Annotated in this window: 14 protein-coding genes; 7 read left to right on the plus strand and 7 right to left on the minus strand. The window is 66.8% G+C overall.

Features of this window, described 5'->3' with window-relative positions; all coding sequences use genetic code 11:
• Together EV192_RS51375 and EV192_RS51380 are read left to right on the plus strand one after the other, a co-directional pair.
• The coding region (locus EV192_RS51375) for a phosphopantetheine-binding protein (protein ID WP_165961040.1) at positions 1-735 on the plus strand (735 nt) is incomplete at its 5' end.
• A gap of 4 nt (positions 736-739) precedes the next feature.
• On the plus strand, positions 740-2,194 hold the full coding sequence (locus tag EV192_RS51380; RefSeq protein ID WP_132126132.1) for an FAD-dependent monooxygenase: 1,455 nt from the start codon (positions 740-742) through the stop codon (positions 2,192-2,194).
• Positions 2,195-2,231: 37 nt separating this feature from the next.
• Here the strand turns inward: EV192_RS51380 and EV192_RS51385 are convergent, their stop codons facing one another.
• Genes EV192_RS51385 through EV192_RS51400 form a run of 4 tightly spaced genes read right to left on the minus strand, consistent with a single transcriptional unit; the run spans position 2,232 to position 6,294 of the window.
• Entirely contained in the window at positions 2,232-3,236 is a 1,005-nt protein-coding gene (locus EV192_RS51385) for a 3-oxoacyl-ACP synthase III family protein (protein WP_132126133.1), read from the minus strand.
• 12 nt (positions 3,237-3,248) lie between these two features.
• Entirely contained in the window at positions 3,249-5,186 is a 1,938-nt protein-coding gene (locus EV192_RS51390) for a 2-oxo acid dehydrogenase subunit E2 (protein WP_132126134.1), read from the minus strand.
• On the minus strand, positions 5,183-5,413 hold the full coding sequence (locus EV192_RS51395) for an acyl carrier protein (protein ID WP_207926964.1): 231 nt from the start codon (positions 5,411-5,413) through the stop codon (positions 5,183-5,185). Before EV192_RS51395 ends, EV192_RS51390 begins: the two co-directional genes overlap by 4 nt.
• Entirely contained in the window at positions 5,410-6,294 is an 885-nt protein-coding gene (locus EV192_RS51400; RefSeq protein WP_207926966.1) for a thiamine pyrophosphate-dependent dehydrogenase E1 component subunit alpha, read from the minus strand. Before EV192_RS51400 ends, EV192_RS51395 begins: the two co-directional genes overlap by 4 nt.
• A 178-nt stretch (positions 6,295-6,472) precedes the next feature.
• On the opposite strand from EV192_RS51400, the gene pabB reads away from it, so the two are divergent.
• Genes pabB through EV192_RS51425 form a run of 5 tightly spaced genes read left to right on the plus strand, consistent with a single transcriptional unit; the run spans position 6,473 to position 12,376 of the window.
• The gene (pabB, locus tag EV192_RS51405) at positions 6,473-8,623 is read left to right on the plus strand and encodes an aminodeoxychorismate synthase component I (protein WP_132126137.1); all 2,151 of its coding nucleotides are present in this window, start codon (positions 6,473-6,475) and stop codon (positions 8,621-8,623) included.
• Entirely contained in the window at positions 8,574-10,031 is a 1,458-nt protein-coding gene (locus tag EV192_RS51410; protein ID WP_132126138.1) for a 4-hydroxyphenylacetate 3-hydroxylase family protein, read from the plus strand. Before pabB ends, EV192_RS51410 begins: the two co-directional genes overlap by 50 nt.
• Positions 10,028-10,579 carry a hypothetical protein gene (locus tag EV192_RS51415; RefSeq protein ID WP_132126139.1) on the plus strand — a complete coding sequence of 184 codons (552 nt, stop codon included), beginning with the start codon at positions 10,028-10,030 and terminating at the stop codon, positions 10,577-10,579. Before EV192_RS51410 ends, EV192_RS51415 begins: the two co-directional genes overlap by 4 nt.
• A complete protein-coding gene (locus EV192_RS51420) occupies positions 10,576-11,976 on the plus strand; it encodes a multicopper oxidase family protein (RefSeq protein ID WP_207926968.1) in 1,401 nt (466 codons plus the stop codon). The genes EV192_RS51415 and EV192_RS51420 overlap by 4 nt, the downstream gene beginning before the upstream one ends.
• Before the next feature lie 16 nt (positions 11,977-11,992).
• Positions 11,993-12,376 carry a RidA family protein gene (locus tag EV192_RS51425; protein WP_207926969.1) on the plus strand — a complete coding sequence of 128 codons (384 nt, stop codon included), beginning with the start codon at positions 11,993-11,995 and terminating at the stop codon, positions 12,374-12,376.
• 27 nt (positions 12,377-12,403) lie between these two features.
• On the opposite strand, the gene EV192_RS51430 is transcribed toward EV192_RS51425, so the two are convergent.
• From EV192_RS51430 to EV192_RS51440, 3 genes are all read right to left on the minus strand, one after another.
• Positions 12,404-13,417, minus strand: a complete 1,014-nt coding sequence (locus tag EV192_RS51430) for a hypothetical protein (RefSeq protein ID WP_132126141.1) — start codon at positions 13,415-13,417, stop codon at positions 12,404-12,406.
• Positions 13,418-13,569: 152 nt separating this feature from the next.
• Entirely contained in the window at positions 13,570-14,370 is an 801-nt protein-coding gene (locus tag EV192_RS51435; RefSeq protein ID WP_132126142.1) for an alpha/beta fold hydrolase, read from the minus strand.
• A 43-nt stretch (positions 14,371-14,413) separates the two neighbouring features.
• The gene (locus EV192_RS51440; protein WP_132126143.1) at positions 14,414-14,863 is read right to left on the minus strand and encodes a DUF4383 domain-containing protein; all 450 of its coding nucleotides are present in this window, start codon (positions 14,861-14,863) and stop codon (positions 14,414-14,416) included.
• Between the last annotated feature and the right edge of the window lie 197 nt (positions 14,864-15,060).

Consider the following 15,060-nt stretch of genomic DNA (forward strand, 5'->3'; position numbering starts at 1 on the left):
CTCAGCGGCGCCGGAATCACCCGCGGCTACCACAACCAACCCACCCTCACCGCCGAACGCTACCTACCCAGCCCCCAAGGACAACGCCTCTACCGAACCGGAGACCTCGCCCGCTGGCGACCAGACCAACAACTCGACTACCACGGCCGCACCGACCACCAAATCAAACACCACGGCCACCGCATCGAACCCACCGAAATCGAAACCACCCTCCACACCCACCCAGCAACAGCCCAAGCCGCAGTAGCAATCAAGAACGACACCCTCACCGCCTACATAGTCGCCCCCCAACTCAACAGCAACCCCACACCACTACTCAACCACCTCCGCAACACCCTACCCACACCCATGATCCCCACCGCATGGATCTTCCTCAACGAACTCCCCCTCACCCCCAACCGTAAGATCGACCGCAACGCACTCCCCAACCCCACACCCACCACCACACCCCACCAACCACCCCGAACACACATCGAACGTCTCATCGCCACCATCTGGCAACACGCACTCAACATCACCACCATCGGCATCCACGACAACTTCTTCACCCTCGGCGGACACTCCCTCCTCGCCACCCGCATCACCAACCAACTCAACATCCCCCTCCACACCCTCTTCCAACACCCCACCATCGCCGAGCTCGCCGAAGTCGTGCCCGAGAACGCGTTCGACACCACGAGTATCCCCCGGCTCAAGCGGACGGGTCGGGTCGAGCAGCCGAAGGAGAGGAACTGAAGTCATGCGATCCCGTGTTCTCATTGTCGGCGCCGGACCTACCGGGCTGGCTTTGGCCGTTGAGCTCGCCGGCGCGGGGATTCACTGCGAGGTGCTGGAGAAACGCCGGGAGCGAGGTGTGCTTTCCAGGGCGTTCACATTGGAGCCCCGGACCATGGAACTGCTTGACTTGCGGGGCCGGATGGCGGATTTCCTGGAACGGGGACGGCCTTGCCGGAATCCGCCGCTGGGTGACAGCGACGCGTACCTGGATTATGGCCTGCTCGACACGCCGTTTCCGTTCAGTCTGACGATTCCCCAGTACGAGACCGAAACGCTGCTGGAGAAGTTGGCGGTCAACACCGGGGCGACTGTGCGACGGGGCGCGGAGGTCACTGGGGTGCGCCAGGATGAGCACGGCGTGGAGATCGACGTACGGACCGATGGCGGTGAATCCGTTGAGCGGGCTGATTTTCTGATCGGGTGCGATGGGGTCAACAGCACTGTTCGGGCCGCGGCCGGGATCGACTTCGACGGTCGCGACTACGAGCAGTCCACCATCATGGCGGACGCCAGGTTGCGCCGCCCGCCGAGCCCGCCGGAGTTCGCCAGGATCACGAAACGCGGCATGGTCGCGGTGTTCCCGTTCAAGGACGACACATTCCGGATCATCGTGTTCGACCACCAGAAGATGATGCTCCCGGCGGACCTGCCGCTGACCCTCAAAGACCTCAACGAGAGCTGCGAAGCGATCCTGGGGATCGACATCGAGCCGTACGACCCGATCTGGCTGTCCAGGTTCCGCAGTTCACAACGACATGCCCAGCGGTACCGGTCCGGGCGTGTCATCCTCGCGGGGGATGCCGCGCACACGCACATCCCGTCCGGCGGTCAGGGCCTGCAGACCGGGATTCAGGACGCCATGAACCTGGGCTGGAAGCTGCGAGCCGAACTGGCCGGGTGGGCGCCGCCCGGGTTGCTGGACACGTACGAGCAGGAGCGGTACCCGATCGCGGCCGAGACCCTCCGCAAGACCGACCTGTCATTCCGGTTCGAGACGTCCAATTCGTTGGCGGCGCGCGTGGTGCGGCGGCTCGTGGTGAAGATGATGCGGTTCAAGTCGGTCCAGCGGACCAATTTGATGCACTTGTCCGGACTGACGCTGCGGTATCCATCGAACGACGGCGGCAAGTGGGTCGGCCGGCGGGTCCCGGACCGGCCCCTGGTGAACGGCCCGAACGGCTGCGGCCGGATCCACGACCTGTTCCGGGACTACCAGTTCGCGGTGTTGCACTACAGAGGGAGTGTTACACCCCTGGTGGCGGGGTGGGCGGACCGGGTCCGGGAGGCCGAGGTCGAACCCACCGGCTTGCCGGAACTAACCCTGGTACGCCCGGACGGCTACATCGCCTGGGCCGGGACCGCTGACGGTCTGCAAGCGGCGCTGCGACGCTGGTGCGGTGAACCCGCGGCTCACTAGGACGCTGTTGAGGCGGGCAACGCCCGCCTCAACAGCTCTAGATCCGCACGACCGTGCAGGCCCAGTGCATCCCCCGGCCCATCCCCGCCAACGCGACCACGTCACCACTGGCGAACTCCCCCGCGTCCAGGTGGCCACTCAGCGAGAGCAAGTGGTCGGCCGCACCGAAGTGGCCGTCCCGCAACGAGATCTCGACGTTCGTTCGATCCGTCGTAATGCCGAACTTCTCCGCCACCGCCGCGAACGTGCGAGCATTGTCATGGAACAGAATCAACCTGTCCGGCTCCCCAACTCCCGCACGCCGGCAAGCCCGCGTCGTCACCTCATGCACCCGCGAGTTCATCAGGTCGACGAATTCTCCGAAGCGGTCCGGGTCGTAGTCGAAGTACTCCATCATGTCCCACGCGTCTCGAACGTGCGGCTTGTCCACGCCTGAAGTGAACGGATTCGCCGCGCCTCCGTCGTCCATCCGGAAGAACGAGGCGAACCGGCCGTCGGTCATCACCTCGGTCGCTCCCCACTGGCACGAGGGATGGTCACGGACGGCCACGGCGGCGGCGGCGCCGTCGGAGAACAGCAGCGAGTGGGTGTCCATTCGGTTCCAGTAGGCCTCGCAGGTACGGTTCACGCCGACCATCAGCGCCGTCCGGTGGTCCGGATGGGTCGCGAACCTGCCGGCGACCTGGTCGAAGCACGTGATACCGCCGACGCAGCCCTGGGCGATGAGCACGGCTTCGGCCCGGTCCGCGCCCAGGACGTGTTGCAGATGGGCGGCCACGTCCCAGTACAGATATTCCGGGATGTCGGTGATGGCCAGCACCAGCAGGTCCAGGTCCTGGGCGTCGATCTCCGCCGTCCGCAGGGCGTCCCGAGCCGCGTCGGCCGCCAGGTCCGTGAGCCCTACCTCAGGTGTACACCGGTGAATACCACGGTAGCCATAGTCCAGGACACGCTCAGTGTCCTGTGTGTACTCATTGACGACGTCCGCGACGGGGACGCGTTCGCCCAATGCCGACCCGAACGAGACGATTCCGAACTCCACGCGAACGCCTTTCTACTCGGCCAGGAGCCGGGACAGCCGTTCGCCTTGTTCGAGGGACGCCTTCACGTCCGACAGGAACAGCACCGCGTCCCGGCCGTTGATCACGCGGTGGTCGTAGGCGAGTCCTAGGTTGACATACTGGCGCCGGACCACCGTGCCGTCGGCGCAGAGCCGGAGTTCTGACTGCGTACCTGCGAGGGAGACCATGCACACCTGGGGCCACAGAACGATCGGATGCACGACGACCACGTCGGGCTCGGTGTTCAGCGACACGGTGATGTTCCCGCCCGCCAGCTCACTCGCGGCGAACTCACCGCGGAACGCCTTCATCCGGTAGTCCATGAGGACGTCCGCGATGTCACTCACCGACCGCGTGTTCGCTGCCTCGATCACCGGCACGTACAACGCGGTACCGGTATCGAGTGTCACTCCAATGTTGGGCTCGTCGGCCAGGGCCACGGTGTGGTCGTCCAGCAACGATCCGAACATCAGCGGGAGCCGTGCGTGCGTGTCCGCGATCGCCTTCACCACCAGGTCGACCAGGTCCACAGTGGCGCCGGTCCGGTCACTCAGCCGAGCCACCTGGTCCGCCGCGTCGTCGACGTCGACCTTGACGACGGTGAAAGCAGCGGGGATCTCCTGGTGGCCGCGGGTCACCACGGCGGCGGTCCCGACCTGCGTCCGGCTCAGTGCGTGTGTCTTCGGCGGTTGTTCGACAACGGGAGCGGCGGGACGGTCCGACACCAGGTGACCGAGGACGTCGCCGACCGCGAGCTCCTCGCCGACCGCGGCGGCATGGTGCAGATACCCGCCGTGGGGCGCGGGGATCTCCTCCACCGCCTTCGAGGTTTCCAGCGCGACGACAGCGTCGTCCGCCTCGACCCAGTCGCCCTCCGCCCGCAACCACTCGACGACCAGGTAACGCGTGTCGTTGTTGTTCAGCTTCGGCGTCGTGATCGGTGTGCCGGCGACCGGTTCCTCGTCTGCGTCGGTGACGGCGGATCGGATCGTGTCCGCCTGAAGTAGCACGGATCGTTCGAGGTGGATCGCGGTCGGGATGATCGAGTCGGCTGAGCTCAGCTGAAGCACGGGGTGGTCCAGCTCGGACCACAGTCGCTCGTGCACCCGGCTCGCGACCTCACTGCCCCAGGTCCCGCCGGCCGTGCCTTCCTCGACCACGGCGATCCGCCGGGCGGACCGCAGTACCGGCAACACGGGTTCGAGATCAAGGGGGTAGAGCTGACCGGGAACGAGTACGTCGGCCGCGGCCGCCTCCAGCGCGCGGTGTGCCAGCCCACCAGGAGCGATGATGACTACTTCCGAGTTAGTACCAGCGTGGACATGCGCCCATCCCGCCGCGTCGCCGAGCAGCTCGTACGAGTAGACGTCGTCAATCTGGCCGTCGCGGAACATCCGTTGGGTGTAGAGGACCTTGTCCTCGAACAGCACCCCGGGCAGGCCACGGGCGAGGGCCAAGTCCAGCATCGCCGCCGGGTCGTGGAACGGCGACAGCTCGTACAGCACGAGGTTCGGGATGCCGACGAAGTGCTTCTGCGGGCTTTGGCTGTGGGTGGGGCCGTAGCCGCGGTTCCCGCCCACCGGGCAGCGCACGACAAGGGACATCGGGACGTGCCGGCCGTACATCGACACCGACTTGGTCGCGAAGTTCAGCAGCTGGTCGAAGCCGAGCGCGGCGAAGTCGCCGAACATGATCTCCGCGATGACCTTGTCCCCACACAACGCGAGACCGCCAGCGACGCCGACGATCCCGCCCTCGCTCAAGGGGGTGGCCAGCACCCGCTCTGGATACTTTGTGGACAGTCCGGCGGCGACCTTGAACGCGCCGCCGTACGGGTCGAGCAGGTCCTCGCCGATCAGGTAGAGCCGCTCGTCGCGCTCGAACAACGCGTGCAGCCCTCGGTTCAGCTCCTGTGCGACGCGCGGGATCACAGGTCCAGCCCCTTGCCTTTCAGGGCGAGCCGCAGGTCTCGCACCGACCGGCAGGACCTCGCCTCCCGTGGGCTCAGCCGGACGCCGAACGTGTTCTCCACCTCTGCGACCAGGTGGACGTGCCGAAGGCTGGACCAGGCGCTCGTGGTCGCGGCGCCGGTCTCTTCGGTGACGTCCTGTTCGGCGATGCCGAGGACGGTGGCGACGAGCGATTCGAGTGAAGTCACGCCAGCGCCTCCCAACGTGACGGCGGCCGGCTCTCGACTTCTTCGACGGTCCGCGCGATCCGGGCACGTTGCTCGGCGTCGATGGCCGCGAAGCGTTCGCCGAACCGGTCGGCGTACTGGGGATACCAGTCACGTGCGCGGACCAGTTCCAGCTCCGCGGGGTCACGCGTGTCGTCACCCTTGCTGTGTGGTCCTATCCGGACAGTGTCGAACTCCACCACCGCGGGCGCACTGTCGTGCCGCACTTTGTCCACAATAGACGTAAGGTCGTCGCGGATCGCGCTGATGTCGTTGCCGTCGAACCGGTGGTGGTCGATGCCGAACGCGTGGGCCCTGCCCTCGATCGAACCGGACAGCTGCACGCTTGTCGGCGTCGACTGGGCGATGCCGTTGTTCTCGACCACGACCAGCAGCGGAACCTGCCACAGGCCGGCCATGTTCAGCGCCTCGTACACCGCGCCCTCGCCCCACGTGCCGTCGCCGGTGAACGCGACGGCGATCCTCCGCTGCCCAGACCTTTGGTGGTGCAGGGCCACGCCGACCGCGACCGGCAGGCTCTGCCCCTGCACGCCGGTGGACAGGAAGCCGTCCCGGTAGATGTGCTGGCTGCCGCCGACACCCGCGCAGACCGCACCCTCCCGGCCCATGATCTCCGCCAGCAATCCCGCCGGGTCGTCGAACCGAGCCAGATAATGGCCGTGGCCGCGATGGTTGCTGAACACGAAATCGTCCGGAATCAAGGGCGCCAGTGCCACCGGAACATATTCCTGGCCAAGGCAGGTGTGGGTGGTACCGTTGAGTTTCCCGGCCGCGAACAAATCGAGCAGCGCTAGCTCGAAATGCCGGATCATCAACAGCAACGCCAGGTCCGCGTCGGTCACCGCCGCCTCCCACCTGCTCGTAACTCTGCCGGTCACGCTACTCAACGCCGCTCTCAGCCCGTTCTCGGCCTTCTCTCCGGCGTCTCTCGGAATACCGAAAGGGCGCCGGAATGGCGATACCATCGACACCTGTTCGACTTCGACGACCACCATCGCACTCGGGGAATCGGCGGGTTGTATGCGTACCTTGCTCATCGACAACCACGACTCGTACACGTACAACCTGTTCCAGCTCATGGCGGGCGTCTACGGCACCGAGCCGGCGGTCCTGGCCAACGACGACCCGCGGTGGCCGCGGGTCGACCTGGACGACTTCGACGCGCTGGTGATCTCCCCCGGCCCCGGACATCCCGCTCACCCTCGTGATCTCGGAGTGTGCCTGGATGTGTTGCGGCGCACCGAGCTTCCTGTGCTCGGGGTGTGCCTCGGCCACCAAGCGATCGGTTGGCTGTGTGGCGCCGAGGTGGCCGGGGCGCCACAGCCCCGACACGGTCACCTGACCCAGGTCATCCACGACGGCCGGGACCTGTTCGCCGGTCTGCCGCAGAACTTCACCGCGGTGCGGTACCACTCATTGTGCGTGCCTGACGACGCCCTGCCTTGCGACCTGGATGTGACGGCGTGGGCGGAAGACGGCGTGGTGATGGGGTTGCGGCACGTCAAGCGTCCACTGTGGGGGGTTCAGTTCCACCCGGAGTCCGTGGCCACCGAGCAGGGTGCCGCCCTGCTGGCCAATTTCCGGCGGTTGGCGGAGAAAGCCGCCGCCGACCGCGGCCGCCCGTTCAACCGGGCGGCCGTGCCGAAATCGACGGCCCAGCCACGGTGTCCCAGCCGAACGACCGGACAATGGCGGGTGGCCCACCGGGTGATCCGCCGGGAAGTCGACGCCGAGGCCGTGTTCGGCGAACTCTTCGGCTCGCACCGGTACGCGTTCTGGCTGGACAGCAGCCGGGTCGAGCCGGACCTGTCCCGGTTCTCCTTCCTTGGCGCGCCTTCAGGGCCGGACGGCGAGGTGCTTTCCTACGACGTCGAACGCTCGACTCTCACGGTGTCGCCGGGCGGGAACGTGGTCCAGGAATCGATCTTCGACGCGTTGGCATCGCGGCTCACGGAACGTGCCGTGTCCACTCCGGCCTTGCCGTTCGAGCTGAACTGCGGCTATGTGGGCTATTTCGGCTACGAACTGAAAGCGGAACTCGGCTCACCGAACCGGCATGTGGCCGGCACTCCGGCAGCCCTGTGGATGTCGGCGACCCGGATGGTCGCCATCGACCACGTCAAAGGGTGTACGTACCTGCTGGCACTGCATCGGGCCGACGAACCGACCGACGCGACGGCCTGGCTGGACGAAGCGGAGGCAACGCTCGAACTCGTCGACGCTCCGTCGCCCGAGGTGCCTGGCCGCAGGGACATCGACCCTGAGCCGTGGTTGCGCCGGCCGAGGCCCGGGTATCTCGCTGACATCGCCTGCTGCCAACGCGAGTTGCACGCCGGAGAGAGCTACGAGATCTGCCACACCACGACCGCGACCATCCCGTTCGACGGCGATCCGCTGGCCGCGTACCTACGGCAGCGTCGCGCCAATCCCGCACCGTACGCCGCTTACCTCCGTCTCGACGGGCTTCACGTCCTGTGTTCGTCCCCAGAGCGGTTCCTCAAGATCGACACGGACCGGGTCGCACAGTCCAGGCCGATCAAGGGGACCGCGCCGCGTGACCCCGATCCGGTGCGAGACGCGTGGTTGCGGGACGAACTGGCCCGTGGCGCCAAGACACGCGCGGAGAACCTGATGATCGTCGACCTGTTGCGCAACGACCTCGGCCGGGTGTGCGAGGTCGGCACGATCCAGGTTCCCCGGTTCATGGCCGTGGAGAGCTACGCCACGGTCCACCAACTGGTGTCCACTGTAGAAGGACGGTTGCGGCCGGGGACCACCGCGCTCGACGCCGTCCGCGCCTGCTTCCCGGGCGGTTCGATGACCGGCGCGCCGAAACCGCGGACCATGGAGATCATCGACCGCTTGGAGAACGGCCCACGCGGGATCTACTCGGGCACGTTGGGCTGGTTCGGCCTGAACGGCGCCGCGGACCTCAACATCGTCATCCGCACCGCGGTGATCTCCGGCGGTGAGATGTCCGTCGGCGCGGGCGGGGCGATCGTCCTGGACTCCGACCCGGCCGACGAGTATGAGGAGATGCTGCTCAAGGCACGGGCACCACTGCGCGGGCTGGCCACCCCACCGGTCCATCCGTCCACTTCGCACACGGCTGGAGAACGCCATGACACGCACCGGCACCGAGTACGTCGAGTCGCTCCGCGACGGCCGTGAGGTCTGGCTCGACGGCGAACGCGTCAAGGACGTGACGATCCATCCCGCGTTCCACAACACGATCCGTTCCATCGCCGGGCTCTACGACCTGACCCACGAGCCGGCGTTGCGTGACGTACTTACCGTGCCCGCCAACGGGAACAGGGCGCTGCGGGCGTACCAGATTCCGCGGTCACGCGCGGAACTGGTGGCCAAACGGGTGGCTTTCAAGAAGTGGGCGGAGGCGAGTTTCGGGTTCCTCGGCCGGTCCCCTGACTACATGGCGAACGCGGTCGCCGGGTTCGCCGCCGCGCCGGACGTGTTCCGCGGCGACGTGTTCGACGGCGCCGCCAACGTCCTCGCCCACCGCAGCCGGATGGCCGACGGCGACCTGTTCCAAGCCCACACGCTGGTCAACCCGCAGGTCGACCGTACGAAGGCGCCGTCGGAGCAGGCGGAGGACGACCTGTATCTGCGGGTGGTGAAGGAACGCGACGACGGGGTCGTGGTGCGCGGCGCGAAGATGGTCGGCACGGGCGCGTTGTTCGGCGACGAGATCCTGGTGGGCACCACACAACGGCTCGCCCCGGCCGACGCCGACTACGCCCTGTCGTTCTCGGTTCCGGTGGCCTCACCCGGCGTGAAGCTCATCTCCCGGCCGTCCTACGAGGCGGCAGCCACGAGCGTGTTCGACAACCCGCTGGCGTCCCGTTTCGACGAGAACGACGCATTGGTCATCTACGACAACGTCTTCGTCCCGTGGGAACAGATGTTCGTCTACCGGGACGTGGACGTGTGCAACGCGCAGTGGTGGCGGACGCCGGCGTTCGTCAACTTCGTGCACCACGGCGCGACCCGGCTGTGGACCAAGTTCGAGTTCCTGACCGGGCTCGCGGTGCTGATCGCCAAGGCCAACAACACGTTCGGGCTGCCGCCGGTGCAGGCGCAGATCGGCCGGCTGATGGGTTGGCTCAACACCATGCGGTCGATGGTGCTGGCGCTGGAGGCCGCGTGCGAACCGATCGGCGATGCCGTCCAGCCGAACAAGGAGATCAGTTGCGCGCAGCTGTTCGTCGGGCCGGACCTGTATCCGAAGGTGCTCAACGAGATCAAGCTGCTCGCCGGCGGCGGCCTGATCCAGCTGCCGTCGTCCGTCCGTGACCTGCTGAACCCGGAGTCCGCGCCGCTGCTGCGCAAGTACATCCAGTCGCCCGGCTACGCGGCGGAGGAGCGCGTCAAGCTGTTCAAGCTCGCCTGGGACGCGCTCGGCAGCGAGTTCGCCGGCCGGCACGAGCACTACGAGCGGTTCTACCACGGCGCCCCGCACGTGTACCTGAGCTCGATCGTCCGCGAGGGCGACACCGAGACGTACGAGCGGCTTGCCCAGTCCTGTTTGGACGGTTACCAGCTGGGCGAGGAGGCACCATGACCACCCGCCTGTCGATCGGCTGGTTGGCATCGCTCACCCTGGTGCAGGCGGCCGCCGCGACCTGGGTCCTGTCGCGTCAGCCGACGCTGGTGGCCAGCAGCCCGCAAGGCGGGAACGTGGCCGTCCACTCCCATCTCGCGGACAGCAGTCCCCGGTACGCGCCGCCGATCAGCGCGGAACGCTGGCCGTACCTTGTCGGCGTCGCCTTTCTCGCCGCGCACATCCTGTTCGTACTGGTCACGGCATGCGCGTACGGATCGCTGAACATCTTGCGGCGTAGGGAGAAACCGACCGCGTCCACCGGTGTCAAGCTCCTCGTCGCCGGCCTGATGGGCCTGACCGCCGCCGCTGTCACCCCCGTGGTCGCCTGGATCAGCATGGGCGCGCAGCCGACGGCCACGGTCCTGGCGGAGGCAACCGACGTCGCCGGATACACGTTCGCGGCCTCCGTGCTGTTCATCGCCGTGTTCGGCATGCCATGGGACGAAGGCGTCCGACCGATTCCGACTTGTGAGGGAACGAGATGCTCGATCGGCGAGAATTCGTGAAACTGGTAGGGGCCGGCGGAGCCGTGCTCGCGCTCACCGAGTGCGGCGTGGGCAACGCCCGACCGGCCGCGGTACCGGCGTTGCCGCCGTTCTCCGTGCCGCTGCGGATCCCGCCGGTGGCACGCCCGGACCGGCAGGACGCGACCACCGACTACTACCGCGTCCGGATGGCCGAGACCCAGGCCGAGGTCTACCCCGGCCTGCAGACCAAGGTCCTCACCTACAACGGCCAGTTCCCGGCCGCGACCATCGTGGCCAAGCGAGGCCGGCGGGCCGTCGTGACCCAGTACAACGGGACCAGCCGGCCCACCGCCGTCCACCTGCACGGCGCGCACCTGCCCAGGAAGGACGACGGGCACCCGATGGACCTGGTCGAAGCGGGCCAGGAACGGGTGTACGAGTACCCGAACACCCAGCCCGGCGCGACCCTCTGGTACCACGATCACGCCCACCACACCGAGGCCGAGCAGGTCTACCGCGGCCTGGCGGGCCTGTACGTGCTCGACGACGAGGCCGAGCACGACCTGGGCCTGCCGGACGGCGAGTACGACGTGCCGTTGATGCTGCGCGACGCCCAGTTCGACCCCGCCGGCCAGCTCGTGTTCGTCCTCGCTGGGTTCGCCGGCCGGCAGACCCTGCTGGTCAACGGCCGGCCACAGCCGTACTTCGAGGTCGCCGCGCGCAAGTACCGGTTCCGGCTGCTCAACTGCTCCAACGACCGCACGTTCCGGCTCCGGCTGAGCGACAACAGGCCGTTCCAGCTGATCGGGTCGGACAGCGGGCTGCTGCCGGCGCCGGTCACGGTCACCGACTTCGACCTGTCGCCCGGCGAACGCGTCGAGGCGGTCGTCGACTTCGCGCCGTACGAGATCGGTGCGCAGGTCACGCTCACCAACGACCTCGCCGAAGTCGAGTCGGCGAAATCGGTGATGCGGTTCGACATCGCCCGCACCGCGGCGGACCACAGCCGCGTCCCGCCGACCCTGCGGCCACTGCCCGACCTGGGCGAGGCCACCGTCGAGCGGCACATTCTGATGCGGGTGAACCTGGGCGCCACCATCAGCAGCCTGCTCGACGACAAGGTGTACGACCCGAACCGGATCGACCAGCGGGTCAAGCTCGGCACCACCGAGATCTGGACGATCACCAACACCGACGTGCAGGCCGGGATCCCGCACAACATGCACCTGCATCTGGAACAGTTCCAGGTCCTCGACCGGGACGGCAAACCGGTCACCGGCCACGAGACCGGCCTGAAGGACACGGTCCTGGTGCCGGCCGGCGGCAACGTCCGGATCAAGGTCCGGTTCACCGACCACCCCGGCCTGTTCGTCTACCACTGCCACATGCTGGACCACTCCGCGTTGGGCATGATGGGCCAGATGGAGATCACCTAGGCGGATAATGCGGGGCATGATCAACGAGATCGTGAGCAGTCGCGTGGCGCACCTGGACCTGCCGTTGCCGCATGGCGTTCGGGCCGGGGACTTCGTGTTCGTGTCCGGACAGGTGGCGGCACTGCCGGACGGGACCATCGTCACGGGCGATTTCGAGGCCGAGGTGCGCGCGGTACTCGACAACGTCCGCAACGTGGTCGAGGCGGCCGGCGGCACCTTGGCCGACGTGTGCAAGGTGACCGTGTTCCTGGGCAACACCACGTTGTTCGAGCGGATGAACCGCGTGTACCAGGAGTACTTCACACCGCCGTACCCGGCCCGGTCCACGGTGCTGGCTCCGCTGTCCAACCCGGATCTGCGAATCGAGATCGAGGCCGTGGCCTACATCCCGGCCGGCTGATCGGAGCGGTTCGCGAAGCCGCGTTTGTCAGTCCGCGGTTCCTTTCTCGGCGCTGTTTCGCTGGTCGTAGAATCGCTGCCAAGCGTTGATGTACAGATCTGTCGCGCTGGTGACAGTGGCCTCCGTCTGGGCGTGGTCCTCGGCGACCGTCACCTCCAGTTCGGTGAGGCGACGGCTTTCCCGATCTCCTGGTTGCTCGATGGTCATCGACCAGGTCAACGCGCCCAGTATGGCTCCGTTGTCCGCGCGCACGGCGGCTGTGATGAACTCGTACCTGAGGAGGGAACAATCCGGCGCGGTTATCTTGTCCACCATGACCGCGGGCATCGTGCTGTGCTTGTCCCGCCAGCCGCCATGGTCGTTGGACAGGACGACCACCCGATTACGCCCGCCGCCCGCATAGTCGTCTTTGATCGCCTCCAGTTGGCCACAGAGATCGTCGGTTTCGGCTTTGACGGCACGGATTCGTTCCCACACGGATGCCAGGACACCCGTTTCCGCCTGGAGTTTCCGCGCGTCGCCGGACGACTTCGTCTGCAGGAGCTTGGTGAAGAGGTAGTCCGTTCCGGCTTCGTCGTCGGTGATGGCGTCCCGGGCGACGTCGTTGTCCCGCAGCCATGCTCTGATCAGGCCCTGGACGTGCGGCGAGAGGTCGAACCGCCACTCGATGTCCCATTCCGGCGCGCCATCCAGGAGCTCGGGCGCGATGTCGTCGAGATACACGTGGCTCGTATAGTGACCGATCGTCTTGTGTGAATAATACAAGGTACGTGTGCGAAGACTTGCCGCGAACCCGTCGGGATCTGTTCTGCACCAGCGCTGGAGCACCTCGAGTCGGTGGTCGACATGATATCCGGGGAGACAGCGCTCCCCCTCCGGGGTGTCCATGCTGTCGAGCAACTCCTGTTCCGCCCCCGGCGCCAGTTCGGACATCCGCACGTAGGCGCTGTCCGACTTCTCCTGACAATAGGCACGGATGAGCTGCACGATTTCGACATCGCCGACTTCGCTGCTGGGCAGGAACGACACCAGTGCGTGCACACCGACTTCTCCTTCTCCTGTCGGAGTGTAGAAGTTCGCTGTCATCACGCCGTCGGGAAAGGGGTGCTCGAACGTTCGCAGGTGCGGCGAGGGCGGTTCCATCCGATCAGACTTCCATTGACGTGCCGCCCGAAGGTTCCGCCGAACGGGGGTTATCCCGACACTTCGCCGAGGAACTCGACAAACGCGGCGTTGAACGGGTCGGGATGCTCCCAGAGGCAGGCGTGCCCGCCCGGGACTGTGCGCCACCGAGATCCCGGAATCGCCCGGTGCACCTCTTCGGACAGCGCGACCGGGATCAGAATGTCCTGTTCACCGGCCAACACGAGGGTCGGCGCGGTGATGGTGGCCAGATCTGCCGTGGTGTCGTGGTTCTGGATCACCGCGAGTTGGGCGAGATACGCGTGCAGTGGCATGTCCAGGTCGCGCATCGCGGTCTCGAACTCGACCAGCTCGGCCTCGCGGCGCCGGAAGAAGTCCAGGGTGAACGCCCACAGCGTCACGTCCCGCATCACGAACGGCACGCCGAGCACCGGGGCGAGATCACCCCACATCGCGAACATCCTGCTACAGAACGGACCTGGCGCCGCGTAGGTGCAGGCCAGGGTGAGGGAGGCGACATCGTCGGGATAGGCGAGCGCGTACGCCTGGGCGATCATGCCGCCCATCGACACACCCATCAGATGGAACCGGGTAATACCCAGCGCGTCCACCAATCCCTTGGTGTCCGCGGCCAACTGCGCGCCGCTGTACGGACCGGCCGCCTTGCTGGTGGCGCCGACACCTCGGTTGTCGAAGCGCAGCACGCGAAAGCCGGCCGCCAGCAGCGCCGGCATCTGCAGGTCCCAGGTGGTGAGGTCGTCGGCGAGACCGTTGACCAGCACCACCGTGTCCGGGCCGCCGCCTTCGAGCACATAGTTGACGTCGATGTCGCCGACCGAAACCGTGGGCATACCGACATCGTGCCGAACCGACAAGCACAGGTACAGCTGAACTTCACTCCTTGCTGGCGGTCCGGCGCGCGCGGAATACGAGTCCCAGCACCAGCATGCCCGCGCCGAGCAGGAGGTGCAGCCAGTTGTCGGCGGTGTTCACCGGGACGAAGTTGGCCACGCTGCCGGCGTCGACGATCAGGCCGTAGAGCCACAGGACGAGGTAGATCGCGCCGCCGCCGATGAGGAACGCCGTCGCCGCGGCCGGTGTGCGGGACAGGATGAGACCGGCGACGCCGAACGCGATGTGCACCAGGTTGTGCAGGATCGAGACGGCGAACACGCCCAGCAGCGCCGCTTGGGAGTGGTGTCCGGCGAACTGCAGGGTGTCGTAGCCGGTGGTCAGGCCGGGGATGAAACCGGCCACGCCGACCAGCAGGAACACCCCACCGACGAAGGCGGCGACGAGTCGAACCGCGGAATGCGAGATCTGAGAGCTGTGTGAGACGGCCATGTCAGCTCCTTTGGGTATGTGCCTCAAGGGATGTTCGGCGGGCTTGCCGGATCGGATTGCCCATGCCGCCCCAGCGGATACGTTGTCGAGGTGAAGTTCCGGTTGCTTGGTCCGTTCGAGATCGAGGCCGCGGGGCCGGTGTGGATCCCCCGGCGCCGGGAGCGGTGCCTGCTGGCGGTGCTGCTGCTGGAACAGGG

The organism is Actinocrispum wychmicini, assembly GCF_004345645.1.
Lineage (GTDB): Bacteria > Actinomycetota > Actinomycetes > Mycobacteriales > Pseudonocardiaceae > Kibdelosporangium > Kibdelosporangium wychmicini.